The following is a 25,110-nucleotide window of genomic DNA, read 5'->3' on the forward strand; positions in this document are numbered from 1 at the left end:
ATGATCGAGATCACCTTTCTCGGGCAGCTCGTCGCGACGCTCGCGGGCGTGGTGGCGTTCGTCTCGCTGCTCTTCGTGCTCGCGGCGAGTGCGTACGTGTTCGCGGCGGCCGCGCAGGGGCTCGAAGGGCTCGCCGCGCCGCGCGGGGTGCTGCCCGAGGTCGTCGCGGGCCGCGCGCGTGTTCTGCGTGCGATCGCCACGATCCTCGGCGTGATCACGTTCGCCTTCGTGATCGCGACGTCGACCGTCGGAGGCACGCTCGGGACGATCACGTTCGCCGTGGCGCTCGGCGCGCTCTCGCGAGGAGGGGCGCTCGCGCTGTCGATGCTCGCGATGCGAACGGCCGCGAAGCGCGAAGGCGCGCGCGTCGTGCAAGCGAAGGCGCTCGCGGCGGCGCGGGCGCGGGAGACGGCGAAGCTCGAAGCGACGGCGAAGAAGCGGCTCGCCGGCGAGGATCTGCGCGCGGAGCTTTCGGCCGCGGACGACGCGCTCACGAGGCTACGCGAGGCGCTCGGGACGCTCGTGGATACACGCGCGGCGCTCGGGCAGAAGCTTCAGACGGTGAACGGCACGGGCGAGACGCGGCTCGCGCCGGAGGTCGCGCGCCTCCGGGACGAGCTCACGTTGCGGATCGAGCTCGGGGAACGTGTGCTCGCGGCGGCGGAGGCCGCGGCGTTCCGGCTCGCGTGCGCGATGCCGATCAAGAAGCTCGTGCGCAAGCGGCCCGCGGAGATCGCGGGGCTCGATCCGGCCGCGTCGGGGGATCCGGAGGCGCGGCTCGCGGCGGCGACGGCGGGGATCGATGGGTATCTCGTGGCGATCGCCGAGGCGCGCGCCGAGCTCGAAGAGGTCGCGACGCGGCGGCCCACGGTCCCGCCGATGGCCCCGGACGCGGACGAGGACGACGAGGACGACGACGGGCGCCCGAAGGATCCGCTGGCCCACGCGCGGGCGGATCTCGAGGTGATCGAGTCGGCGTATCGATCGCTGCGGGAGCGCGCGGAGCTGACGCGGCTCGGGCTGCAAGCGCAGAAGGGCCTCGCCGCCGTGGCGAGCGCGGCGGGCGTGGTGTCGAAGCAGGTGCAGGCGTTCGGGCTCGACGAGCGGGAGCTCGGCCTCTTGCTGGACGACGTCGCGCGGGCCGAGCGGGTGTCGTCGATCGAGCCGCCGGTGCGCGACGGGGATCTGCGGGTGCTGGTGGAGGCGCTGTCGCGCGGGACGAGCGCGCTCGACCGGGATGACCGGGCGTCGCTGGGAGGGGTCGTCGCGGCGCTGCGTTCGATTGGGTGAGTTGGGACTCGCTCGGAGGGGGCCATCAGACCCGCGATGGGTCCTGCGCTACCCGCTCGATCCGCGTGGGGCTGGACAACGTGTACCGCCTGCGAGATGTACGAAATCATGTCGGAGCGGTGCGGCCAGGACGAACAGGTATCGCTGCGGGAGGAGGTAGAGCGGCTACGCGCGCGGCTTGCGGCAGCCGAGAGGGAGCTCACCGCCGTGCGCGCCGCCGAGACGGAGCTCCGGGCCATGTTCACGGCCATGACGGACGTGGTGATCGTCATGAACGCGGAGGGGCGGTACCTGAAGATCGCGCCCACCGGGCCGGATCTCCTCTACAAGCCGAGCGACGATCTCCTCGGCAGGACGCTCGACGAGGTGATGCCGCCGGAGATGGCGGCCTTCTTCCTGTCGCACGTCAGCGCGTCGCTTGCGCAGAACGCCCTCGTCACGATGGAGTACAGCTTGCCGATCGGCGATCGGGAGGTCTTCTTCAGCGCCAACATCACGCCGATGTCGGACGACGTGGTGATCGTCGTGGCGCGCGACATCACCGATCGCAAGCGCGCCGAGCAAGCCCTCGCCGAGGGGATGCGCCGGCAGGCGGTGATCGACGCGCAGGAGGTGGCGCTGTCCGCGTTGTCGACGCCGCTCATCCCCGTCACCGACGAGATCGTGGTGATGCCGCTCATCGGCGTGCTCGACGCGCAGCGCGTGCAGCAGGTCATGGAGACGCTGCTCCGAGGCGTCACCGAGCGGAGCGCGCGCACGGCCATCCTCGACATCACCGGCATCTCGGTGGTCGACACGCAGGTGGCCGACGCGTTCGTCCGGGCCGCCCGCGCGGTGCAGCTCCTCGGCGCGAAGGTGATCCTCACCGGCGTCCGCCGAGACGTCGCGCAGACGCTGGTCGAGATCCAGGCCGACCTCGGCGGCATCGTCACACGCAGCACGGTCCAGAGCGGGATCGCCTTCGCGATGGCCGCGTCGTACTGATGCCGTGATCGCGGCGCTGCGGTCGATCGGGCGCGTTCGAACTGGCAAGGCGGGCGACAGAACCCGGAACGGGGTTCGCGAGGCCGCGGACGAGCGCGCGGTAGCGTTCGTACGGGTCGGGAAAGGGCTGTCAAGGGGTTTGCGACTCGCCCTCCACCGGCGGCGTTTGCTCGATCTCGCCAGTCTCCGGGTTCACGTCCTCGATGGGCTTGCGGTCGCGTAGGTAGCGCCGGATCGCCTCGTTCTGAACGAGAATGGGCGAAAGGAGCGCGCCGCGCGCCTTCCGATCCGCCTCGCTGTCCGAGGGATACTTGCCGAGGATCATGGCCACGGCCTGAAGCATGAGGGATTGCCCCTTCGTGCGCGCGTCCTTCACCTGGGCGAACGTCAACTGCCCGGGCCCCTCGATGGCGGCGCGGTACTTCGCCTCGAGGTCCTTGAGCCGCGCTACCTGCCGCGTGAGGCCGAGCTCGGTCACGAGCGCCTTGTAATCGGGCTCGTCGACGCGCGACAGAATGCGCTGGACCTCGGCCAGCTCCTCCACGAACGGGAGGGACGTGACGGCGCCCGCGCCCTTCGGGAGCAGGACCGCGAGCATCTTTTGCGCCGCCTCCGCGAGCGGATCGCCCTCCGCGGAGGCCCGAATCTGCGCATCGGTGCCGTCGCGGAACGCGGTGATCGCGGCGTCCACGTAGATATCGATCTGCTTGGCCTCCGGCGAATAGGTCGTGGGCTTGCGAGCCACCCACTTCGCCTCCAGAGCGCGCGTCTCCATGTCGTGCGTGATCGCCGCGTCCACGTGCTTGGCGATATCCACGAGCGATGCGGCGACGGCGGCCTTTCGCACCTGGAAGAGGGCGAAGAGGCGGCGGCCGGTCGAGAAGGTGTAGAAGTTGAAGAGGGACGCGAGGACGGGATCCATGCGGGCGGTCCTTTCGAGAGTCGAGCCTCGGCGCGGGAGGTCGTGAGACACCGCGCATGCTGCCCGAGGCGCGACGAGGAAGGCAAGGGCGTTCGTCGAGCGGGACCTGGGCGTGAGCGCGGAAGGAGGCGGGGCTCGCGGGGCGTGACGTGGGCCCCGGTGAAGGAGGGCGAAGGGGTTTTCGTTTGGAACACGCGCGCGGGGGAAAGTGGCCGCGGGGGTCTTCGTTTGGAACACGCGCGCGAAGGAAAGTAACCGCGGGGGTCTCCGCGTCACGCTCGGCCCGCGCGCGAGGAGGTATGCGACCTCGACGATCGCGACGCGAGCGCCGATCGATGAGGCTTTGGACCTCCTCACTCGTCATGCGGGTCGCGATGAAAGAACCTTTGGACCTCCTCACTCGTCATGCGGGTCGCGATGAAAGAGCCCTCCGCCCTCGTGCGTCCGCGTCGACGCGCGAGACGAAGAGGAGCGCGACCTCCAAGGTCGAGGCTCACGTCGCGCGTCTTTCGGACCGAGAGCGGCGCTCGCCGGGTTCGGATCGGCGCTTTCGAGGGGCGAGGGCTTCGAAGTTCGCGCGTGAGAACGAGACGGCGAGGTGCGGGACCATCTTTGTTCGCGAGCGAGAACGAAACGACGAGGGCGCGGGGGTCCCGGATCGGCGGTCGGGTGAGGTGCGACAGGGGGCGCGGGCGTCTCGGCTGGGGGGTCGACCGGGGGACGGGGTGGGGGCGAGGGTCGGCAGAGGGGGTCCGACCTGGGAGGAGGTAGGGGCCGGGGCATGCGGCACGAGGCTCGACCCCGGACAGACAACGTCCGAGCACCCGCGATTTGTCTTGCCCGACCCGTTCGTCCCGCTGATAGATAGGCCACAGCTCATCGCAGGAGGGGTTTCCAGATGAGGCGAGGGGATTTTCTCGTCGCGGCGCTCGTCGTCGCGGCGCCGGGCGTCGTGTTGCCTGGGTGTTTGTGGTCGTTCGGGGAGGACGAAGGACAGGGCCGCATTTGCGCGGCGCCGGCGGAAGGCGGCGAGTATTGCGTCTCGTCGGGCGAGGGGCCCGCGAGCGCGTGGAACCAAGCGGCGGCGCGTGGATCCCGGCCCATCCAGATGTGGGCCAGGCGTCCGGAGGGGATGACGCTCGACACGCTGGTGACGAGCCCGCGCGATATGGATCGGTGGCTCGGGGATATCGATCAGGCCCTCGGGTATGTGCGCGCCGAGGAGCGGTGCGCGGAGTCCTACAAAGCGAGCATGGCGCCGGGGCCGCTGAGGAATGCGCTCGGGTCGGCGCGCATCCGGCAAAATGAAATCCTCGCGGAAGAGCCGATCGACGCCGTGGGGAGGTTCAAGGAGGCCCTCGCGTCGAAGGGCGCAGCCGAGAAGGACCCGCTCGTCGCGGAGATCGCCGCGGATAAGCTTTCCATGAGCGCCGTGCAGGGGGTGCTCGATCAGGTGACGCTCGATGTCGGGCCGCTCTCGGTAGCCTATGCGGATCTCGCGGCGGACTTCGCGGTGTATCGGAAGACGGAGTCCGGGGAGATGGATACGTACACGAAGCTCGCGGCGAAGGCGTCGACGGCGACCGTGACCGAGCTCGACGCGATCGAGACGGCGATCCTCGAAGCGGCGCATGACGCGAGCGCGGCGCCGCAAGAGATGGTGCTGCGGGCGATGAAGCTCTCGGCGGAGGTCACCCAATTCGAGGTCACGTCGCAGGAGGCGCTTGCTCCGCATGCGGACTTCATGACCACGCATGGCGCGGCGAATCCGGACATGACCTCCGGGGCGCAGCGCTCGATGAATGCGATGCTCGGGTACGTCGAGCTGCGCATTCGCCGAAGCGATCGGGCAGCCATGGCGCTCCTCTTCGGGATCGCCATGCGCAGGCAAGCGCTGCAATTGCTCGACGAGAGCCAAGCCGTGCGGGACACGGTGGCGGAGGCGAAGATCGCGAAGGCGGAGGCGACGTTTCACGAGAGCGCGGAGGCGCAGGTGCTCGCGTTCGAGAAGGCGCCGCCCCTAGGCGTGAAGCTATCGCTCCCGTACCTCGCGAAGCGATACGACGAGGTCACGGCCTTCTTGCAGATGCGCCCGCTCTGCGAGTTGCCCTCGTCATCGTGGCGTGAGGCCGGCTGCGCGGCGATGCGCCCGCATTTCAAGGCGGCGGCGACGTACCGCGCGACGACGTTGCCGGGGCTCGTCCAGACGGGGCTTTCGACGATGAAGGCGCAAGGCGTGGGCGGCACGCTGCTCGACGCGGCGGCGGCGAAGCTCGCCGCGGGGGATGTGAAAGGGGCTGCCGTTTTGCATGATGCCGCATTGCGCGGCGCGGAGGGGACATGAGTCGCTTGCTTGTTTGCTGGATCGTGGTGTTCGCGCTTCTCGTGCCTGCGCATGCGCGGGCAGGCACGCCGTACAGCGTGCACTGGGAGATGCTCCAGGAGAGCAACTCTTGCGAGGATGCCCGGCTCAACGCCCCCGGCGGTGCATATTTCCACGCGAACCGGATGCCGCTCGCGACCTTCGAGGTCCCGGGCGCCTACGTGTCGATCCCGAACGGCCCGAAGAGCAACGTGGCGGAGGCTCCGTTCGACTCTGTGCTCCTCCGCATGGGCACGAACGAATTCACCTTCGGCGTCCAGAACGCCATGGGCAACGATACCTGCGTTCACCAGCAGAATTTCGTGACCCTCGTCTCGATCCCGCTCGGGATCCAAAAGCCGCTCTTCAACGTCCGGCGTGACGGGACGGCCTTCAGCGGCAGTACGCAGGTCGGGCTCTCGCTTTCGGAGATCAATCCGCCGCTCGCGCGGGACGTCGCGAACCTGGAGGTCGAGATCGCGGCCGAGCGAAAGTGGCTCATCGAGAACGCGGCGAAGGCCGCGAACCTCGCGGAACGGCTCGACCTGCTCCAGCAGCTCGATACGGAGCTGCATGATCTCGTGTCCCGGCCGCTCGACGAGATCAGCGAGATCGACCTCGACGCGATTTTGGAGCGCTACGGAGACGTGGTCGACGAGGCCACGCGGGCCGCGCTGGAGCAGCTTCTCGCGGACCTGAAGAAGAGCGTGCAGGATTTGAAGGACGAGCTCGCGAGCCTGCTCGAACATTTCGGCGCGCAGGCGGATGCGGTGGCGGACCTCGTGACGGGGGAGGCGCGGGCGGCCGGGTTTTCGCCGGATGATCCGTTCGAGTATTCGCTGACGTCGTCGGAGGTGCCGTGGGTCGAGGTGCCCGACGTCTCGGGCGCAGCGGGGGCGTTCGAGCCGGGGAAGGATCCTTATGCGGGGTATGCGGACGCCGTGATTGAAGCGCTGTCGCAGGATGTGCAGGGCGGGAAGGTGATCCTGCGCGGGGACTTCGTGACGAACGTGCGGGCGTGGCGATCGAATACGGCGGCGATCGAGAAGGCGCTGGCCGCGCGGGTGAGTGTTTCGCAGGCGGAGACGAGCGCGTTCTTGCAGGCGCAGATTCGCGTCACGGGTTTCGTGCGGCAGTACATGGATGCGTCGGATTGGTTTCTGGATTCGCCGATCCCCGCGGATGTCCGAGCGCAGGTGGATGGCGTTCTGAAGAATGCTTTCGCCGAGATGGCGGAGCAGATGAAGGAGAGCCTCAATGTGTGGGAGGCGATCGCGCTCGGGCCGGAGCAGGGTTCCTTCATCGAGACGGTGCGGGCGTTCGCGGGGGCGATGTCGTTCGTCGGGGAAGGGGCCGCAGCTTATGCGGAGGTGATGCAGACGCTGGTGCATGCGTCGTCCCGCATTGCGATCGGGTTCGTGCCGTATGCAGGGCCGGCGCTCGATTTGTGCGAGGCGGTGACGGGGAAGCTCTTGTGTTTGCCCGGGGGGAAGGATCTGTCCACGGAGGAGCGGGTCGGCTCGGCGGTGGGCTTCGGGTTCGGGCAGATCATGAAGGCTTGGGCCGGGATCAAGGCGGCCGGGGTCAAGCCGGGGGCGAAGATTGTCGCGGCTGGCGTGCTGAACCTCGGGGAGGAGTTTACCCAGGCGTTGCGGGCGAGTAAGATCGACGTGTGGAAGGGTCTGCGCCATGCGGTGACGAAGCAGCCGATGGATGACTTCGAGAAGATGGCGGGGCTCTACTTGATGAAGAGCGAGGGACGGGGGATGATTGGCGTGGGCGATGACGGGGTGCGGTCGGCGATCGGGATCCCGAAGGGAGGAAACGGCGTCCCCGAAGGTGTCGCCCAAGCACCGGACTTCCTCACGGTGACGAAGGAGAACCTGCTGGTGGTGAGCGAGGCGAAGGGCGGCGGCGTGAAGGGCCACGAGGTGGTCAGTCAACTGGCGAACGCCATGAAGAAGCTGAAGGAGCTGAACCTCGACGGCAGTGTCACGCACCTCGAGCTCATCATGAAGAAGGGGGCGAAGATGAGCAATCCGAATTATGGGGTCGTCGATGACGTCCTCGTGAGCTACTTGGACGACGCGGCCGGCAAGCCGAAGCTCATCGAAGGCCAAATCATCCGGGTGATCCAGCTATGAGCTGCGACGGCCCGCACTTCTTTGCGTGGTGCGACCAAACGGCCAGGGTCGACGCCTTCGTGGCGGCCCTAGCCGCGCTCGGTGGCGATGCACTCGCGGTGTATCTGGAGGCGCGCGGTGTCGATGAGACACACGAGTATATTTCGCTCGAGGAGGCGCGGAGGCTCGTGCGGGCCCACCTCAGCAAAGACATGGCGCAGGCGTCGTTTTATGTCGGCAGGCCGTTCCGTGTAGGGCGGTGGACCTGCAACCTGAGCGTCGACGTTCGCGGGGAGGCGTATAAGGGCTCCGTGTACCACATCCCGATGAGCATATGGGGGGATGATCGCGATGAATTCTTTCTGCGTCGCGAGCCCCACCGCCTCGGAATGGGGCCGCATTCCGCGTCGGTCGAGGCGGCGGCCATGGCGATCGACACGGAAGGCGACGTGGAGGATCTTCTCCTCGGCCTCTGCGCGCCGGACGCAGGGCTCGTGACGTTCGGCGCGTGCTGCGATTGGTGGCCGTGGCGGGCGCCGTTGGAGAGCAACGCGACGTACCACGCCAATGCCGCAGGCGTCGCGCGCGACCTCGCCCTCTCATGGGTTCACGTCCACGACGGGTACAAGATTGGGTATATCGCGGAGCTCTCCCTCGACGAGCTCGCCGCGCGCGTCGAAACCGCCCCCGAAGGCGCGCGCATCGGGGTCGCGACCTTGGTCGACGGCGTGCGGATGCACGGCAAGGATGATGATGAAGCGAGCTTGGACGACCCCAGGCGACGCCACTTCTCCCCGCTGGCACGCAAGGGTGCGCGACCCATCGGACCCGGTGACGAGATGCTGACCCGCGAGCAGGTCTTGCGGGCCATTGCGACGCCGCCGAGTGCGCTGCTCGAGGCCCTCGAAGCGTCGGCGGCAGCCTTGCGCGACGACGAATGGCGCGCGGCCGAGCCGCTCGCCCGGAAGGCGATCCATGCGAGGACGGAGGGGGCGCCCACGCGGGAGATCACTGTCACCGAGAGACACGAGCGCTTCATCGAGCAGCACGCCCCCTACCACGTTCGCAGGCTCCCGAATGGAGGCGTCCTCCTCGCGACGCATCCCTTCCGGACGCTCTGGCAACTCTGGTCGGATGCGCTGCGATTGCTCGGGATTCGTACGTAGGGAGGGGAGTGGGAGAGGAAGCAGGAGCGGGAGCGGGAGCGGAAGCGGGAGCGGGAGCGGGAGCGGGAGCGGGAGCGGGAGCGGGAGCGGGAGCGGGAGCGGGAGCGGGAGCGGGAGCGTCAGACGGGGGCGCAGTGCGCGAGGCGGTTCCGGGCCAGTTGCAGGCGGGCGTAGGCGGTCTTCAGCCGGATCCCGAGCGTGCGGGCAATCTCCGGCATCGAGCGGCCTTCGATTTCGTAAGCGACGAGCACGGGGGCGAGCTTTGCCCCGAGCTTTGGGAGGGCCCTCCAGAGGAGGCGGGTCGCGTCCATGGCCTGCGTCACCTGCGGATGGACCGCGGGCTCGGGCAGCTCGGCGACGAACGCCTCCGTCCGGTGCCGCGCGAGCTTGCAATGGTTCGCGGCGATATAACCGGCGACCGTGTAGAGCCACGCTCGCGCCTGCCTGTCCCAAACCATGGAGTCACGCCGTCGCCACGCGACCACGAAGACCTCCTGCGTGAGGTCGTCCGCTTCCCGCTCCGGGACGCCACGCTTGAGGAGGACGGAACGAACGAAGCCCCAGCATTCGCGGTAAAACTGCGCGAAGGATGCCTCCGGGGAGGGAAAGGTTACCGGTTTCTTGGCGGATTCAGGGCAGACCTCTAGATTGGTCACAGCTTGTGAACTCCAGTCGAGTTGGGGTTTGCGGGTCAGACGCCGGTCGGTGTTCCTGCACCGGCTGGCGTCGCTTGCTTTTGTCTCATGAATCGTGGGGGAAGGCAATCACGAAAGGTGGAGATTGGTTCGTCGGGGGAGAACCTGCGATCCATAGGGAATAGGACGAGGAGCACCGCAATGGGGGCTGTGATCCCGGCGGAACGGGCGGGCCGCCCGTGGAGAGGACGGCCCGCCCTTCGTTTCACGATGCGCGGCGGTAGACGAGGCGGCCGAGGGTGGCGATGACGTGGTCCATTCGGTCGAGCGCGCGTCCATCGACGCTACCGATATAACGCATGGCCTGGGCGACTTGGACGCATGCCAGCACCTCCCGTGCCGAGCCGAGGGCGGAGGCGTAGCGCTGCCGCTTCGTACCGGCGTGATTGCCCATTCCCTCGGCGAGATTCAAGGCGACGCTATGCATGGCCCTGCGCAGTTGCCGAGCCAGGTCCGAGTCCCTCCGTTCGATCTGCTCCGCAATACCGGCCGCGTCCCCGGCCATGGCCAAGACGACCTCGTAGATTCGCAACACGACGAAACCTCCTTCCCGACGACCCGTTCGCCGGGACCCTGGTCCCGCACCGTCGCGCGCAGGTCTCTGCAAGACTGCGAAGCACCGCGCGGAGCCACCCGCAGCCACGCGAAGCGTGGCGAGGATGGCGAGCACGGCCTGGTCTTGCAGAGACCGAGCACGACGGTAAGCTCGCCGTCCCCGAGCGGGCTCCCCTGCGTCCCCGTCGCCCTCGCTCCCGCTTCCGCTCCCGCTTCCGCTTCCGCTTCCGCTCCCGCTCCCGCTCCCGCTCCCGCTCCCGCTCCCGCTCCCGCTCCCGCTCCCGCTCCCGCTCCCGCTTCCGCTTCCGCTTCCGCTCCCGCTCCCGCTTCCGCTCCCGCTCCCGCTCCCGCTTCCGCTCCCGCTCCCGCTCCCGTTTCCGCCTCCTCGTCCCCCGTGCTATCCCCGCCCCGCGATGCGTCGCAGGACCCCTCATGCCATCCAGGTCGAGCTCGCGCAGAAGCGGCTCCTCGCCCGGCTCGCCGGCCTCGATCACGCCGCGATCGTCCGCGTGCTCGGCCCCTTCCTCACGCCCGAACGACAGGCCCGCTTCGACGCGGTCTTCTCCTCGCGCCTCGGCTCCGTCACCGTCCTGATGGACGCGCCGTACGACCCGCACAACGGCGCCGCCGTCCTCCGGTCCTGTGACGCGTTCGGCGTCCAGCGCCTCCACGTCGTCGAGCGCGGCGGCATCTCGTTCCTCGCGGCCCGCCAGGTCGCGCGTGGCTCCGAGCAGTGGGTCCACGTCCGCACGTACCCGACGAGCCAAGCGGCGCTCGACGTCCTCGCCGTCTCCGGCCACGAGCTCGTCGCGACGCATCCGCAAGGTGAGCTCGCGCCCGAGGATCTTCGTTCGATCCCGAAGGTCTGCCTCGTGCTCGGCAACGAGCGCGACGGCATCCACGATGAGCTCGTCGCCGCCTGCAAGCGCAGCGTCCGCGTCCCCATGCGTGGCTTCGTCGAGAGCCTCAACGTGAGCGTCACCGGCGCGATCCTCCTCCAGCATGCGACCTCGGGCCGGTCCGGCGATCTCTCCGAGGACGAGCAACGCGCGCTCCAGGCCCGCGCGATGATCCTCACGATCGACCACGCCGCCGAGATCCTCCTCGCGAACGGGATTTCACTCGGAGAGGACGCGCTCGGGTTCGAAGAAGCGGCGGGCTGACGCGCGGGAAATTTCCGCCTCGCTTGCCCCTTCCGGCGAAAGTCGATAGCCTCTCCGGAACGACGATTGTCGGCTGCTTTCGATCGTCCGGGAGTCCTCGTGCCTGCTCCGCCTGCGCCGCCGAAACCGCCTGCGCCGCCTCGCGCGGCTCCCCCTGCGCCCGGCGCGATCGCGCGCCCTTCCGCGCCGCCTCCCCGGCCGCCCGCGGGAACGGTGCCGATGCCCGTGCACCCCGGCCCCTCCGCGGCAAACCCCGCGCCGTCGCCGCCCGTGTTCGCAGACGCGCCCATGCCCTCCGCCGTCGCGACGGTGCCGTTCCCGAGCCCCATCGACGCGGCCGCGCCCGCCGCGCCTCCGCAACCGCGCCCTGCCGCCGGTGCGCCCGCGCCGCGTCCTGCCGCCGGTGCGCCGGCCGTGCCCGAAGGCGTCGGCGAAGCGGTGAACCCGCAGCAAGGTGATCTCCAGCCCGGCCTCGTGATCCAGAGCCGCTACCGCATCGAGAAGCTCATCGGTCGCGGCGGCATGGGCGCGGTGTACGCGGTTCGTCACCTCAACACGGGCGAGATCTGCGCACTCAAGCTCCTGCATCCGTCGGTCGCGAACAACCCCGGCGCTGTCGAGCGCTTCCGCACCGAGGCGCGCGCGCCCGTCAGCATCGGCAGCGAGCACGTCGTGCGCGTGATCGACGCCGACGTCGCGCCCGAGATCGGCGGCGTGCCGTTCATCGTGATGGAGCTCCTCAAGGGCCGCGATCTCGGCTCGGAGCTCAAGCAACGCGGCGCGCTGCCCGCGGGCGAGGTCGTCGTGTACCTGAAGCAGGTCGCGCGCGTGCTCGACAAGGCGCACGCGCTCGGCATCGTGCACCGCGATCTCAAGCCGGCGAACCTCATCGTCACGCAACGCGAGGACGGCACGCCGCTCGTGAAGATCCTCGACTTCGGCATCGCCAAGCTCGTCGATCAGAGCGACGCGAAAGAGCTCACCCAGGACGGCGCGATCTTCGGCACGCCCTGGTACATGTCGCCCGAGCAGGCCCGCGGGCACGCCTCGAAGGTCGGCCCCGCCGCGGATCTCTGGGCGCTCGGGCTCATCGCGTATCGCCTGCTCACCGGGAAAAACTACTGGTCCGCCGAGGGCATGGCCGCGCTCATCGGGCAGATCCTTTACGAGCCGATGGTCCCGCCGAGCACGATGTCGCCGCACCTCGGGCCACGCTTCGACGCGTGGTTTTCCCGGGCCTGCGCGCGTGAGGCCGAGCAGCGGTATTCGAACGCGACCGAGCAGATCCTGGCGCTCGCGCAAGCGCTGCAGGTGAACTACGCGGCGCAGCCGACGAACCTCGACATGCCGAACCCGGCGGACCTCTCCGCCTCGGCGCAGGTGCGTCAAGCGCTGCAAGGCGTGCCGATGTACGGCATGAGCGTGGCGGGAGGCTCGATCCCGCCGGGCATGCCCATCCCGGGGACGAGCATTCCGGCCGCCGGTCTCTCGCAAGCGGGCATGCCGCTGCCGCCCGGCGTGAACCCCGCGGCGATCTCGCACGCGGGCGCGACGGCCGCGCAGCTCGCGGCGATGGGCATGTCGCAGTCGGGCGCGCCGATCCCGCGCATGACGATCCCGCCGGGGACCACGGGCGCGCCGCTCTACTCGACGCAGGCCCCCGCGACGCCGGTCGCGAAGCCGAAGCTCGGCGCCATCGTCGCGGGCGCCTTCCTCGCGTTCGGCGTCGCAGGCGCGGTTGGGCTCTTCCTCTTGCTGAACGGCAAAGGCGCGCAGAACCCGGCTCCCGCCGTGCAGGCGACCGCGGCGCAGACCGCGGCACCGACGGCTGAACCCGCGCCGCCGCCGGTCGCGCCGCCTCCCGCGCCCACGCCCACGACCGAGCCTTTGGCCACGGCCGCGCCGACGGCCGAGCCTGCGCCGACGGCCCAGCCCGACGATCTCGAGATCGAACCCGCGACCACGGCCGAACCCTCGGCCGCGGCCACGGCCGCGCCCACGACGACGGCGACGGCCAAGTCCACGGCCGGCGCGGTGGCCGCCACCACGGCGACGACGAAGACGGGCACCGTAAAACCGAAGGCTTCTAGTACCGTCGCGCCGAAGGTCGGTAACATCAAGTTCTGATGAACGAGCTCTGCCGGCGTTCACTCGCCTTTGCCTTCGTCGCCTTCGTTGGTCTCGCCGCGCCCTCGCCCTCGCGGGCGGCCGATGCGCAGACGTCGCAGGCCCAGATCCAGCTCGCGCGCCAGGCCGCGTCGGAGGGGCTCGCCGCGTATCGCGCAGGCCAGTTCGACAAGGCGCTGAACCTCTTCGAGCAGGCGAAGGCGCTCTATCCGAGCGCGCAGATCGTCCGCATGATCGGCTACTCGCTGCTCGCGCTCGAGAAGTGGATGCCCGCGGCCGAGGCCATGGAAGCCGCGCTCGTCTCGGACGTCGCGCCCCTGTCCGACGAGGACAAGACCGACGTCAAGGAGCAGCTCGCGAAGGCGATGGCGCACATCGGCGTGCTCAACGTGACGTCGAAGGTGCCCGGCGCGAAGCTCGTGGTCGACGATCAGCCGGCCGCGAATCTGCCGCTCGCAAAGCCTGTGTGGCTCTCGCCCGGCAAGCACAAGATCGTCGTGAGCGCGCCGGATCACGAGGACGAGGTGCAGGAGATCGAGCTCGAAGGCGGCAAACCCCTCGAGCTCTCGATCGATCCGAAGGAGCTCAAAAAAGAGGCGCCGCCGCCTCCACCTCCGCCGCCGCCTCCTCCGCCCGCGCGGAAGAACTGGATCCCGCAGCAACGCTTGATCGGGCTCGTGGCGACGGGCGTGGGCGCGGGGCTCGGGCTCGGCACGCTCGGCGCGAGCCTCGCGTCGATCCACCTGCGCAACAACGTCGCGCGCGACATCCAGATCCACGAGCGGATGTACGGGACGAACTGCAGCCGCGGGGACGTCTCGTTCTGTCAGCTCGATCGTGATCTCATCGCGGCGGACGGGCGCGATGCGAACACGATGCGTGATCTCAGCGTGGGCCTCGGCATCAGCGCGCTCGTGCTCGGCGCCGGAGGTATCGTGCTGACGATCTTCGCGGTGCCGGAAGAGCCCGCGAAGCCCAAGGATGAAGCTCCGCCCACAGCTCAAAAAGGCGCGGGCATCCACTCGTTCGCCTGCGGTCCGCTCGGCGGTTTCGGCGTCTCATGCGCAGGCACGTTCTGACCGTCCGGCATCGCCTTGCCGCGCTCGCGCTTCTGTTCGCGGCGCCGGCGTGCATCGAAGTGCCCCCGCCGCCGCCGAAGGACGCGCTCAAGGTCGTCGACGTGAAGGCGAGCGAGGGCGTGGTCCTCGAGACCGCGTGCGTGCCGACGGGCATCGAGACGTGTTTCGACGCCCGCGACGACAACTGCAACGGCGTCATCGACGAGGGCTGCGGGCTGCACACGGGGATCTTGCAGTTCGCGATCGCGTGGGAGGCCGTCGAGGCGGACGTGGACCTCAACGTCTACGATGTCGGCGGCGAGCTCGCGCGGGTCGGGGAGCCGACCTCGACGGGCCTCGTGAAGGACCGCGATTGCCCGCAGTCCGAGAACGAGTGCCAGGGCCAGAACGTGGAGAACGTCTACCTGTCCGAGGGAGAGCCGAAGCGCGGGCGGTATCGCGTGGTGATCCGCCTCGACAAGCTCAACGGCGCGGCCGCGCCGGTGCGGGTGCGCCTCGGCGCGCGCGTGGGGCAGCGGCCGTTCAGCATGGTCGTCGAGCTCGCGCCGGGCGCGGGCACGGAAGAGAAGTCGTTCGAGTTCACACTTTGATGCGGGCGCGCGATCACGCGCCGCATTTCGTTTGACGCGCGGCATCGCTCGGGTTGACGCGCGGCCATTTGGCCACCTACAACAGGGTCCGTTTCCCTGGGAGAACGCGCGCCATGAATCCGCTCCTGATGTTTCTCATGATCTTCGGCCTGGCCGGGGCCTTCGCGTACAGCGCAGGCCGGCGGTGGTCGCTGCTCCAGGTCGGGCGGCCGGAGGATCGTTTCGACGACGTCCCCGAGCGCGTGAAAGGCACGGCGATCTACGCGCTCGCCCAGAAGAAGATGCATTACTACCGGCTCGCCGGTGCGGCCCACATGCTCATCTTCCTGGGCTTCGTGGTGCTCCTGGCCCGGTCGATCATCCTCTGGGGGCGTGGCTTCGACCCGTCGTTCAACCTCTTCATCCTGGGGCCCGAGGGCTTCCTCGGCCTGCCCCTCGGACACGCCTACGAGTTCCTGAAGGACGTCATCGCGTCGCTCGTCATCGTCGGCGCGCTCGTCTTCCTGTACTTCCGCGTGATCAAGGTCGACCCCCGCATGACCAAGTCGGGCGAGGCGATCCTGATCCTCGGCATCATCATGACGATGATGCTGGCGGACATGCTCTACGACGGCGCCAGCATGGTCCTGCACCACAAGGGCCTCGCGGGCTGTACGGGCAGAAACCTCGAGCCCGAATACTGCGAAGCCGTCCGCAAGGTCGTGGCCCCGCTCGGGCCCGCGCCGACGCAGCCGCTCGCGTGGGCGCCGTTCCCCTCGCCGGCCGGCTCGCTGTTCGCGACCCTGCTCGCCGGCGTGCCGCGCGACACCCTGCTCGTGATCGCCAAGATCGGGTTCTGGACGCACGCGTCGCTCGTCCTGATCTTCTTGAACATCCTTCCGTACTCGAAGCATTTCCACGTCATCACGGCCGTCTTCAACGTCTTCTTCCGCAGCGTCGAGCCGCGTGGGCGCCTGCCGCTCATGGCGCCGAGCGCGGAGGCGATCGGCGAGATGGTCATGAAGATGGCCGAGGAGCCCGCGAAGGCCGAGCCCGTCGGCGTGAACAAGATCCAGGACTTCACCTGGAAGGCGATCCTCGACTTCTACACGTGCACGGAGTGCGGGCGCTGCTCCGACAACTGCCCCGCCCACAAGACCGGCAAGCTGCTCTCGCCGAAGCAGCTCACGCTCAACCTGCGCGACCACCTGTACGACCACGACAGCGAGCTCATCGCGCTGAAGCACGAGGCCGATCGCGTGGGCTCCGCGCTGCCGCGGCCCGAGGCGACGACCGACGACAACGGCGAGGTCGGCCCCTACCGCTCCGAGCCGGAAGGCGCGCAGGCGCAGGCGAACGGCGCGGCCGGCGACGCGAGCAAGGATCTCGTGGCGAACGTGATCCACCCGGACGTGCTCTGGGCCTGCACGACGTGCCGGGCCTGCGAGGAGCAGTGTCCCGTGATGATCAGCTACGTCGACAAGATCGTGGAGATGCGGCGGCACCTCGTGCTCGTGAAGGGCGAGTTCCCGGCGCAGCTCAACGGTCCGTTCCAGGCGATGGAGGTGAACGGCAACCCCTGGAACCTCGCCCGCATGGATCGCGCGAACTGGGCCGAGGGGCTCGACGTGCCGATGATGTCCGACAATCCGAAGGCCGAGGTCCTCTACTGGGTCGGCTGCGCGGCGAGCTACGACGACCGGGCGAAGAAGATCGCGCGGGCGACGGCGCGGCTGCTCAAGGCGGCGGGCGTGGACTTCGCGATCCTCGGGCAGGAGGAGACCTGCACGGGCGACCCGGCGCGGCGCGCGGGCAACGAGTACCTGTTCGCGATGCTGGCCGAGCAGAACGTGGCCACGCTGAAGGGCTACAAGGACCAGGGCGGCGTGAAGAAAATCATCACGGCCTGCCCGCACTGCTTCAACACGATCCTGAACGAATACCCGGACTTCGGCGCGAAGTTCGAAGTCGTGCATCACACGGACTTCCTGCTCGGGCTCGTGGCGGAGCGGAAGCTCTCGCCGAAGAACCCGGTGAAGGGCAAGGTCGTCTTCCACGACTCCTGCTACCTCGGCCGCTACAACGACGTGTACGAGCAGCCGCGCGACATCCTGAAGAGCATCCCCGGCGTGGAGCTCGTCGAGGCGGAGGGCTGGAACCGCAACAAGGGCCTGTGCTGCGGCGCCGGCGGCGCGCAGTTCTGGATGGAGGAGCAAAACAAGGATCGCGTGAACGTGAAGCGCACGCTCCAGCTCCTGCAGACGGAGGCGAAGACGATCGCGACCGCGTGCCCGTTCTGCCAGACGATGATCACCGACGGGCTCAAGGCGCACGGGAAGGAAGAAAGCGTGCGTCAGCTCGACGTCTCGGAAATCCTGCTGGAGAGCTGCCTCGAAGGCGCGCCGAAGAAGGAAAAGTCGAAGAAGGCTGCGCCCGAGGCGGAAGCACAGGCCGAGGCCTGATCACGCAAGTTCCGCGATTCCCTCAATTCCCACCAGGAATCGCCCGGTCCACCCCCCCTCGTTCCGGAGCACGTGCGTCCGACGAGAGCCTGAGCTAGATTCGGGCGGTCGCCGGACCGAGGGAGGCAAATGGAGCAACCGCGAAACATGGTTTTTTCCATGGCCATCGATTCGCTGGCCGACGTGGCGCTCAAAGCGCGCGTGACGCCAGAGGACGCCGGTGAGCTCCGGTGCGACGCCTGCTCCGAGCTCATCGAAGGGGAGCCGGCCGGTCGAGGGCTGTACGTGTGGACCCGCGGAGACGAGGTCCGCTACGAAGAGCCGCCGCTCTGCGCGCAATGCGCGACGGCCATCGGGATCACGGCGCTCGCCACGTGGAGCGTCGAAGAAGAAGAGGGATAAACCCTCCCCCCCAACACGCCGCTGCGCTGGGGCGTTGCCCCAGGCCCCAGCAGGGGCTGTCCGCCCCTGCACCCGGACCAGCCAGGGGCTGGACCCAGGACGATGAACTGCGCGGTGCGCAGTTCATCGCAAACGCCCGGTCGAGGGGCGAACAGCCCCCGCGGGGCCCGGGGCAGCGCCCCGGCGCGACGCCTCGCGATGAGACCCAGCTTCCGTCAGAAAGCTTCGCCGATCGCGATCGTCGTCACGATCGGGAATCCGCCCGTATATCCGAACAAACCGACGTCGTAGGCGAGCTTGGCCTCGTCGCAGATGCCGATCTGCTGGGCGCACGGGACGCGGTAGCCGACGTCCACGCGGACCGGGCCGACCGGGGTCGCGTACCGGAGGCCGAGGCCTGCGGACAGGTGCGGGCGGGTGAGCGCGAGCTCCCCGAGGCCCGGGCGGACGTCGCTCGCGTCGAGGAAGAGGATCGCGCCGAGGTTGTCGGTGAAGGAGAGGCGCACCTCGAGCGCGGACTCCCAGAGTGTGAGGCCGCCCGTCGGCGCCCACGGCGGCACGGCTCCGCGCGCGGTGTCGCGGAGGGGCACGCTCGCGTGCATGCCGACGCCGTTGTAGATGTAGCCCCGGTTCGAGTTGGGGCCGCCGCTGTAGAAGCCGCGGAATTGCAGGAGCTGCAGGGAGCGGCGGAGGTCGTCGAGCGAGACGTTCGTGCCGTCGACGATGCCGTCGTCGTCCTCGTCGGGGCGTTTCCGCTCGCGGGCTTTGGGTTCGAGGATCTCGAGGGTCTGCTTGAAGTCGTCCGAGCGCGGGATGAGGAAGCCGCCGGCCAGGCGGAAGGCGAGCGTGACGCGCTTGGCGACGGGCACGTAGGCCCGGAACTCGGGCCGCAGGCGGACGTCGTCGGCGGCGCCGGGCAGGAAATACCCCGCGAGCTGGGCGTTGAGGTTGAGGTAGACGCCGCGACGCGGGGCGACGCGGTCGGTCTCGCCGCGGTCGTTTTGACGGAAATCGAGCGTGCCGACGGTCTCCAGGTACGTGAACAGGAGCCGGGTAAAACCCTCGGGCGCGGCGTCGTGCCAGTACAGGAACGGGTCGTCGTACTGCACGTGGATGAACTGCCCGAGGTAGTGGGTGAAGTCGGAGAAGCGACGCTCGAGGCCGAGGGTGACGGCGGCCTCGCGGTAGCCGAGGGCCGGCTCCTTGGCCTCGGGTGTGCCCGGGGCGGGCGCCGTGATGATGTTGAGCGGGCGGTAGACGTTGCCCGCGCCGCGGAGGACGGCCTGCGTGCGCGGCTCGAACACGCCGGGCTGCCGGAGCTCGAAGCGCAGGCGGATCTCGGGGAGGATGTAGCTCGGGCGCGCGAGGAACAGGTTGTAGAGGGCGTTCGGGTAGAACACGAGGCCGGGGCGCGCCTCGATGGCGAAGCGGCGCAAGCCGCCGAGGAAGTTTCGGTCTTCCCAGCTCGCCACGCCGTGCGCCTCGACGCGTCCGCCGGCCTCGGCGCCGAAGCCGAGCTTGACGGCGCGGAGCGCGGCGGGCTGGACGACGATGGTGATGGGTACGACGCTCGTGCGGGGCTTATCGGGCGGCGGGAGCTCGGGGCGGACGTCGATGGCGCCGAAGATGCCGAAGTCGGCGAGGGCGCGCTCGGCGGAGGCGAGGGTCTTGGTGGAGAAGCGCTCGCCTTTGTGGAAGCCGAGGGCGGCGCGGATCGGTTTTTCGGGGAGCTCGCCGAGGCCCTCGATGCGGATGTCGCCGAACGTGGCGCGGGGGCCGAGCTCGATGTGGTACGTGACGTCGGCGGTGTGGGCGACGAGGTCGACCTTGGCGTCGCCCCGGACGTTCGCGTAGGGAAAGCCGCGGTCGGTGAGGACGCGGGTGATGGCCTTTTTCGTGGCCTCGTAGCTGTTCTCCTCGAAACGTTTGCCGAGGGGGAGCTCGTTTTTCGCCTCGGTGACGGGGCGCGTGACGTCGGCGGCGTCGGGCATGCGCCAGTCGACCCAGGCGAGATCGACCTTCCGGATGTTCACGGGTTTGCCCTCGTGAACGACGATCTCGATGCGGATCTTGCCGTCGGACTTGCGGCGCATGACCCGGCCGGCCTCGACGTGCGCCTCGTAAAACCCGCGGGTGCGGTAGTAGCGCTCGATGCGGGTGAGGTCGCGTTCGAGGACGAACCGATCGAAGCGCTCGTACTCGACGGCGAGGACGTCGCTCAAGCCGGCGATGGGGATGCCTTGAAGGACCCCGCCCAGCGGGTGCGCGCTCTCCGCGGTGGCGATGCTGTCCTTGATCGCGGCGTCGGGGATCTCGTCGTTGCCGAGGACGTCGACCTCTTCGATGATGCAGCCGGAGAGGTCTTGAGGGTTACACGTCGGGGTTTTGGGGGGCGTGGTCTGGCACGCCGTGGACGTGACGAGGGGCAAGGCGAGGGGCAAAAGCCTGCGCAAGACGACGCGGGACGTGCTCCTGTTCTGCGTCAAGTGACCTCCCCCTCGGGTATCCTCAAGCCGCCGCGCGCGGTCGCGGCGGAGGGAGAGCCTACGAGATGGCGGAGCCAATGCAAAACGACCTCGGCGTCGAGCCGCCGCGGGCCGAGCGTCCCGAGGAACCTTCGCGCGTGGACGGCGGCCGTCGCGGCGCGCTGAAGGTGCTCGTCGCGCTGGGCGGCGCGGCGTATGCGGGCGCGATCGTCGTTCCGGCCGTGACCATGCTGGCCCCGTCGTCCGAAGGCGGCGTGGGCGCGGCGCGCTGGATGCGCGTTTGTCGCCTCGCCGATCTGACCGAGGGCGAGCCGCGGCGCGTCGTGGTCGTCGGTGACGAGCGTGATGCGTACACCGTGACGAAGGATCAACAGCTCGGCTCGATCTGGCTGACGAAGAAGGGCGATGCGGTGTCGGCGCTCAGCGCGGTTTGTCCGCACCTCGGCTGCTCGATCGATCTGAACGGCGACAAGAAGAGTTTTTCGTGCCCGTGCCACACGTCGAGGTTCTCGCTCGTGGGCGCGGCGGAGGCGGGGCCGAGCCCGCGCGGGATGGATCCGCTCGCCGTGCGCGTGGTGGACGGTCACGTCGAGGTGGACTTCAAGCTCTTCCGCCAGGGGATCGCGGAGCGTAAGGAGGTCGGGTGAAGCTCGGCGATTGGCTCGACGAACGGACGGGCTACCGGGCGCTCACCCGGAAGCTCGTGGAAGCGACCGTCCCCGGCGGAGCGCGCTTCGCGTACGCGTGGGGCGCGGCGCTCGGGATCGTGCTTCTGCTCGAAGCGGTGACGGGCATCTTGCTCATGACCGTGTATTCGCCGAGCGCGACGACGGCGTGGGCGAGCGTCGCGTACCTGCAGCAGAAGGTGCCGGCGGGCTGGGTCGTGCGCGGGCTGCACCAGTTCGGCGCGCAGGCGGCGATCGTGCTCGCGGTGATCCACGTGGGCTACGCGATCGTGCGCGGGGCGTATCGCAAGCCGCGCGAGATCACGTACTGGCTCGCGCTCGCGATGGTGGGGCTCGTCGTGGTCGCGGCGCTGACGGGCAATCCCTTGCGCTGGGATCAACGTGGCTTCTGGGGCCTCCGGGTCGAGACGGGGATCATCGGGACGGTGCCCGTGGTCGGCGGCGTGCTCCAGCAGCTCCTCCTCGGCGGAGGCACGCCGGGGCACATGACGCTGTCGCGTCTGTTCACGCTGCACACGGTGGTCTTGCCGTTCCTGCTCGGCTCGATCGCGGCGACGCACTTCTGGCTCTCGCGCAAGCACGGGCCGGCGCTCGCGACGCCCGCGGACGCGGTGAAGTCGGATCGGTACTTCCCGACGCAGGCGGCGCGCGACGTGATCGTGGCGGTCCTGGTGCTCGGCGTGATCGGGGCGCTCACGTATCTGCGGCACGGCGCGCCGCTCGACGCGCCGGCGGATCCGACGAGCGATTATCCGGCGCGGCCCGAGTGGTACTTCCTCGCGCTCTACGAGATGCGAAAGCCCTTCCCGGGCAAGCTCGAGCTGATCGCGACGGTGGTGATCCCGGGGCTCGTCGCGGGCTATCTGTTCGTCCTGCCGCTGATCGACAAGAAGGCCGATCGCGGCGTGATGAAGCGGCTGCCGCTGCTCGTGCCGGTGGGTCTGTTCGGGGCCGCGCTCGGCGTCTTGACGTTCGCGTCGATCCGCACGGACGCCGCCGACGCGGAGTTCGCGAAGGCCGTGGTGAAGGCCGGGGCGCAAGGCGACAAGGCGCGCAAGCTGGCGGAAGAAGGCGTGCCGCCGGAGGGCGCGCTCGCGATGCTGCGCAACCATCCGGAGACGCGGCGCGTGGCGCTGTTCGAGCAGCACTGCGCGAGCTGCCATCGCATGGGCGATCTGGGGCCGCCGAAGGACAAGGACACGGCGCCGGACCTTTCGGGCTTCGGCACGAAGGCGTGGGCGAAGCGCGTGATGGAGGAGCCGGATCACGACATGATGTTCGGCAAGACCGCGTTCAAGGGCGAGATGCCGAGCATGACGAAGCCGCCCGCGGATCCGGAGGCGGCGAAGGCGTTCACGGCGATGAACCCGGCGGACCTCGACGCGATCGCGGACTTCCTCGCGGCGCAAGCGCAAGGGAAGAAGGGCGAGGGCATGCCGGGCGAGAAGCTCGTGGGGCAACGATGCACGAGCTGCCATAGGTTCGACGGCAAGACCGACGACGAGGACTCGCTCGCGCCGGAGCTGCGCGGCTGGGCCTCGGTGCCGTGGATCCTCGCGCAGATCGATGATCCGGGCAGCGGCGCGACCTACCCGAAGGGCGCGATGGATCCGAAGCTCGAAGGCCACATGCCGGCGTTCAAGGAGAAGCTCTCCGAGAAGGACCGGGCGCTGCTCGCGAAGTTCGTGCAGGAACAGGCGGGCAAGTAGGGAAGGTGGCGGCGGTTTTACACCACCGCGCTCATGTCAAGTCGAATCAGGAGGGGGCCACGGTTTCGTCGGCTCCCTTCTTCCGGGGCCTCCGCTCCACCACCGTCGTGTCCTTGAAGTAAACCGAGAACTCGTCCTCGCGCCCGAGCTTCGCCAGGAGGCCACGGACGAGGGGCTTGGCGACGTTCGTGTACGCCTTGAGGAAGGCCTGCCTTGCGGCGACGAGCTCCGCGGTGTGGATGATCTTCGTCCCGACCGTCGAGGTCTTTTGCCCGATCGCCGCGCCGAGATCCGCCTCGGCCTTCACGAGCCGTGCCTTCCACTTGGCCGCTTCCGGGAGAAGCGCGTTCGCGTTCGCATCGAAGCCGGCGAGCACCTTCGCGAGCTTCTTTTGCACGTCGGCGGGCTTCAGCTTTTTGACGTCGCCTTGTTTGCCTCCCGGGAAGAAGGCCTGTTTGTCATGGGGGACGTCGTCGGCGAGCGTGCCGAGGTATTTGAAGAACCGCGTGACCTCCTTGCGCCCGGCTTCTGCCTGCGCCTCGACGTCCGCGCGGCCGCCACGCGCGGCGCTCGTGGTGAGCGTCTGTTTCGAGAGCTCGGCGCTGACGGCGTCCGCTGCGCCTTTCACGTAAGAGAGGAGGGCCGAGACATCCACCAGCGGCGAGGCGCCGACGAGCTTCTGGCCCTCGGTGTAGAGGTGATCGGCATACTCAGCGCACTCCATGTAGTCGATGTAATCGTCGGCCATGAGGTCTCCTCCCGGGACGGGGGGGAATGTCCGTCCAGAACATCGGCATCGTGGCATACGAAAAAGGCTGGAGAGTGAGATAGCGTAGGGGGAGCACGAACTCGGCAGGGGAGAGGGGCGTCGGAGGGCGGGCAGGTGGGGGACCCGGGAGCCGAGGAGGAGGCGGAGGGCGGGCGGGCGGGCACCTCGGCAGGCGAGAGGCATGTCGGCGCGTGGGCGGGTGGGCGCCTGGGGAGCCGATGGGGGCTTCGGAGGGTGGGTGGGTGATTGCCTCGGCAGGGGAGAGGGCGTCGGAGCGCGGGCCGTTGGTACACTCGGCCGGCGAGGGGTTCGTCGGCGCGCGCGTGGATCCACGTCTGGGCGGCTGCGCGACCCATTGGAGCGCCGACTGCGCGAGATGGTTCATCCTGCACGCGTAGAAACCAAGAATCGCAGGTGGAGCGTGCGAGTTGCGGGCTGGCGATCGGAAAGCCTCAATGACCGGAACGGGGAGTCAGGGCCGCGAGGCTTGCGGGGCGCGAGAGGCGAGCCCCAACGGGGCGTCGAGGCGACCGCGGGAGCGTAGGCGGCAAGCGGCGGGCGGATTCGTGCTCACACTTGACCCAGCATCCGGCCGCGTGCCGTATGAGCAGCAACATGTCGATGCGCAAGACTCGATACGGTCTGACCAGGGGGGTGTGGCTGCTGGTCGCTCTCTCCGCCGCGCTGAACATCTCCTGCGGGAACTCCATCCCCGAGGTTTTGCGGGACACGACAGGCGCGACGTTCTCGTTGACGTGCGCTTACAACGAGGGCTGCGCGATAAAGCCCCTCGATGCGCCGCCGCCGGTGCCGTGCAACAGCGGCAGCGGGAGCCCCGGCAGGGTTTTTTATTCGCATTTCTGGCATAGGTTCATCGAGATCTGCTCGGCCGTCGGGTTGGACAGCGGCGCGTGGTTCACGGATCCGTCGATGTGCAGGTTCGTCGCGTGCGACGCGGACGACGAGTGCCCGCAATTTTCGGACGTCGAGTACGTGTGCTCCGGCGGCCTGTGCCAGAACGTCGAGCGGAAGGGAGAGATCAGCGATCCTGGGGACGTGGTCACGCTCTGCATGGCCGACGAGCCGCGCCCCTCGGATTGCCGAGCGCAGACCGACGACCCCGAGGTAGCGGCGCAGTTCGAGCGCGCGCACGCGAGCTGCGATAGCGCGACCGACGTCTGCAAGGTCCCTGCGGATTGCTGGCAGCCCTGAGAGGGTGTTCCGGTGCGTAGCGCCGGGGTTTCACCCCGGATCCGACGAGGGGCTCTGTCTAGCACATCGCGCGGGGGGCCCATGTTCCACGGAAAACCTTACAGGTGAAACGCGAGAAACTACGCCGCGACCGCGGGGCGAGTGCTGCGGGCCGCGTGTACGCCATGAGTGGGCAAGCCCTGAGCCCGCCGAAGGGCCTCGCAAGGGAGGCCCCGTCGCATGTCCCCCTCCAGGTCATCCCTTCCCATCGGCACGCGTGCACGGCGGTGACTCGCGAGCGAGCAACGCTTGCACCGCGGACACCGGCCACGCGCGGTACGACCGTTGCGGTCGAACGAAGCGAGGAGGT

Annotated in this window: 19 protein-coding genes; 14 read left to right on the top strand and 5 right to left on the bottom strand. The window is 68.9% G+C overall.

Annotation, left to right across the window (positions count from 1 at the left end):
* Together KEG38_RS40285 and KEG38_RS40290 are read left to right on the top strand one after the other, a co-directional pair.
* A complete protein-coding gene (locus tag KEG38_RS40285) occupies nucleotides 1-1,290 on the top strand; it encodes a hypothetical protein (RefSeq protein ID WP_272425784.1) in 1,290 nt (429 codons plus the stop codon).
* A 108-nt stretch (nucleotides 1,291-1,398) separates the two neighbouring features.
* A complete protein-coding gene (locus KEG38_RS40290; RefSeq protein WP_272425785.1) occupies nucleotides 1,399-2,274 on the top strand; it encodes a PAS domain-containing protein in 876 nt (291 codons plus the stop codon).
* A gap of 130 nt (nucleotides 2,275-2,404) precedes the next feature.
* Here KEG38_RS40290 and KEG38_RS40295 read toward each other — a convergent pair whose 3' ends face one another.
* On the bottom strand, nucleotides 2,405-3,196 hold the full coding sequence (locus KEG38_RS40295; protein ID WP_272425786.1) for a DUF6261 family protein: 792 nt from the start codon (nucleotides 3,194-3,196) through the stop codon (nucleotides 2,405-2,407).
* Nucleotides 3,197-4,094: 898 nt separating this feature from the next.
* Here KEG38_RS40295 and KEG38_RS40300 point away from each other — a divergent pair.
* Genes KEG38_RS40300 through KEG38_RS40310 form a run of 3 tightly spaced genes read left to right on the top strand, consistent with a single transcriptional unit; the run spans nucleotide 4,095 to nucleotide 8,847 of the window.
* Nucleotides 4,095-5,540, top strand: a complete 1,446-nt coding sequence (locus KEG38_RS40300; RefSeq protein WP_272425787.1) for a hypothetical protein — start codon at nucleotides 4,095-4,097, stop codon at nucleotides 5,538-5,540.
* On the top strand, nucleotides 5,537-7,702 hold the full coding sequence (locus KEG38_RS40305) for a hypothetical protein (protein WP_272425788.1): 2,166 nt from the start codon (nucleotides 5,537-5,539) through the stop codon (nucleotides 7,700-7,702). Before KEG38_RS40300 ends, KEG38_RS40305 begins: the two co-directional genes overlap by 4 nt.
* 59 nt (nucleotides 7,703-7,761) lie before the next feature.
* Complete coding sequence (locus KEG38_RS40310; RefSeq protein WP_272425789.1) at nucleotides 7,762-8,847, top strand: hypothetical protein; 1,086 nt, start codon at nucleotides 7,762-7,764, stop codon at nucleotides 8,845-8,847.
* 119 nt (nucleotides 8,848-8,966) lie between these two features.
* Here the strand turns inward: KEG38_RS40310 and KEG38_RS40315 are convergent, their stop codons facing one another.
* Together KEG38_RS40315 and KEG38_RS40320 are read right to left on the bottom strand one after the other, a co-directional pair.
* Nucleotides 8,967-9,503: an RNA polymerase sigma factor gene (locus KEG38_RS40315; RefSeq protein ID WP_272425790.1), complete on the bottom strand. Its 537-nt coding sequence runs from the start codon at nucleotides 9,501-9,503 to the stop codon at nucleotides 8,967-8,969.
* A gap of 244 nt (nucleotides 9,504-9,747) precedes the next feature.
* The gene (locus KEG38_RS40320; RefSeq protein WP_272425791.1) at nucleotides 9,748-10,077 is read right to left on the bottom strand and encodes a four helix bundle protein; all 330 of its coding nucleotides are present in this window, start codon (nucleotides 10,075-10,077) and stop codon (nucleotides 9,748-9,750) included.
* 433 nt (nucleotides 10,078-10,510) lie between these two features.
* On the opposite strand from KEG38_RS40320, the gene KEG38_RS40325 reads away from it, so the two are divergent.
* The 6 genes from KEG38_RS40325 to KEG38_RS40350 all read left to right on the top strand — a co-directional run bounded on the left by KEG38_RS40325 (nucleotide 10,511) and on the right by KEG38_RS40350 (nucleotide 17,899).
* On the top strand, nucleotides 10,511-11,260 hold the full coding sequence (locus KEG38_RS40325; RefSeq protein ID WP_272425792.1) for a TrmH family RNA methyltransferase: 750 nt from the start codon (nucleotides 10,511-10,513) through the stop codon (nucleotides 11,258-11,260).
* Between the two features lie 99 nt (nucleotides 11,261-11,359).
* Complete coding sequence (locus KEG38_RS40330; RefSeq protein ID WP_272425793.1) at nucleotides 11,360-13,387, top strand: serine/threonine-protein kinase; 2,028 nt, start codon at nucleotides 11,360-11,362, stop codon at nucleotides 13,385-13,387.
* Nucleotides 13,387-14,466: a PEGA domain-containing protein gene (locus KEG38_RS40335; protein ID WP_272425794.1), complete on the top strand. Its 1,080-nt coding sequence runs from the start codon at nucleotides 13,387-13,389 to the stop codon at nucleotides 14,464-14,466. Before KEG38_RS40330 ends, KEG38_RS40335 begins: the two co-directional genes overlap by 1 nt.
* A complete protein-coding gene (locus tag KEG38_RS40340; protein WP_272425795.1) occupies nucleotides 14,448-15,056 on the top strand; it encodes a hypothetical protein in 609 nt (202 codons plus the stop codon). Before KEG38_RS40335 ends, KEG38_RS40340 begins: the two co-directional genes overlap by 19 nt.
* Before the next feature lie 113 nt (nucleotides 15,057-15,169).
* Nucleotides 15,170-17,497: a (Fe-S)-binding protein gene (locus KEG38_RS40345; protein ID WP_272425796.1), complete on the top strand. Its 2,328-nt coding sequence runs from the start codon at nucleotides 15,170-15,172 to the stop codon at nucleotides 17,495-17,497.
* 159 nt (nucleotides 17,498-17,656) lie between these two features.
* The gene (locus KEG38_RS40350) at nucleotides 17,657-17,899 is read left to right on the top strand and encodes a hypothetical protein (protein ID WP_272425797.1); all 243 of its coding nucleotides are present in this window, start codon (nucleotides 17,657-17,659) and stop codon (nucleotides 17,897-17,899) included.
* Between the two features lie 215 nt (nucleotides 17,900-18,114).
* Here the strand turns inward: KEG38_RS40350 and KEG38_RS40355 are convergent, their stop codons facing one another.
* Entirely contained in the window at nucleotides 18,115-20,385 is a 2,271-nt protein-coding gene (locus KEG38_RS40355; protein ID WP_272425798.1) for an autotransporter assembly complex protein TamA, read from the bottom strand.
* A 77-nt stretch (nucleotides 20,386-20,462) separates the two neighbouring features.
* Between KEG38_RS40355 and KEG38_RS40360 the strand changes: the two genes are divergently transcribed.
* Nucleotides 20,463-21,032, top strand: coding sequence for a QcrA and Rieske domain-containing protein (locus KEG38_RS40360; protein WP_272425799.1), 570 nt, complete (start codon nucleotides 20,463-20,465; stop codon nucleotides 21,030-21,032).
* Nucleotides 21,029-22,780 (top strand): cytochrome b N-terminal domain-containing protein, encoded by a 1,752-nt coding sequence (locus tag KEG38_RS40365; RefSeq protein WP_272425800.1) that lies wholly within the window; start codon nucleotides 21,029-21,031, stop codon nucleotides 22,778-22,780. Before KEG38_RS40360 ends, KEG38_RS40365 begins: the two co-directional genes overlap by 4 nt.
* Before the next feature lie 46 nt (nucleotides 22,781-22,826).
* Here KEG38_RS40365 and KEG38_RS40370 read toward each other — a convergent pair whose 3' ends face one another.
* The gene (locus tag KEG38_RS40370; RefSeq protein WP_272425801.1) at nucleotides 22,827-23,528 is read right to left on the bottom strand and encodes a hypothetical protein; all 702 of its coding nucleotides are present in this window, start codon (nucleotides 23,526-23,528) and stop codon (nucleotides 22,827-22,829) included.
* A gap of 636 nt (nucleotides 23,529-24,164) precedes the next feature.
* Between KEG38_RS40370 and KEG38_RS40375 the strand changes: the two genes are divergently transcribed.
* Entirely contained in the window at nucleotides 24,165-24,761 is a 597-nt protein-coding gene (locus tag KEG38_RS40375) for a hypothetical protein (RefSeq protein ID WP_272425802.1), read from the top strand.
* Nucleotides 24,762-25,110 lie beyond the last annotated feature (349 nt).

The sequence above is a fragment of the Polyangium jinanense genome, assembly GCF_028435265.1.
Classification (GTDB): domain Bacteria; phylum Myxococcota_A; class Polyangia; order Polyangiales; family Polyangiaceae; genus Polyangium; species Polyangium jinanense.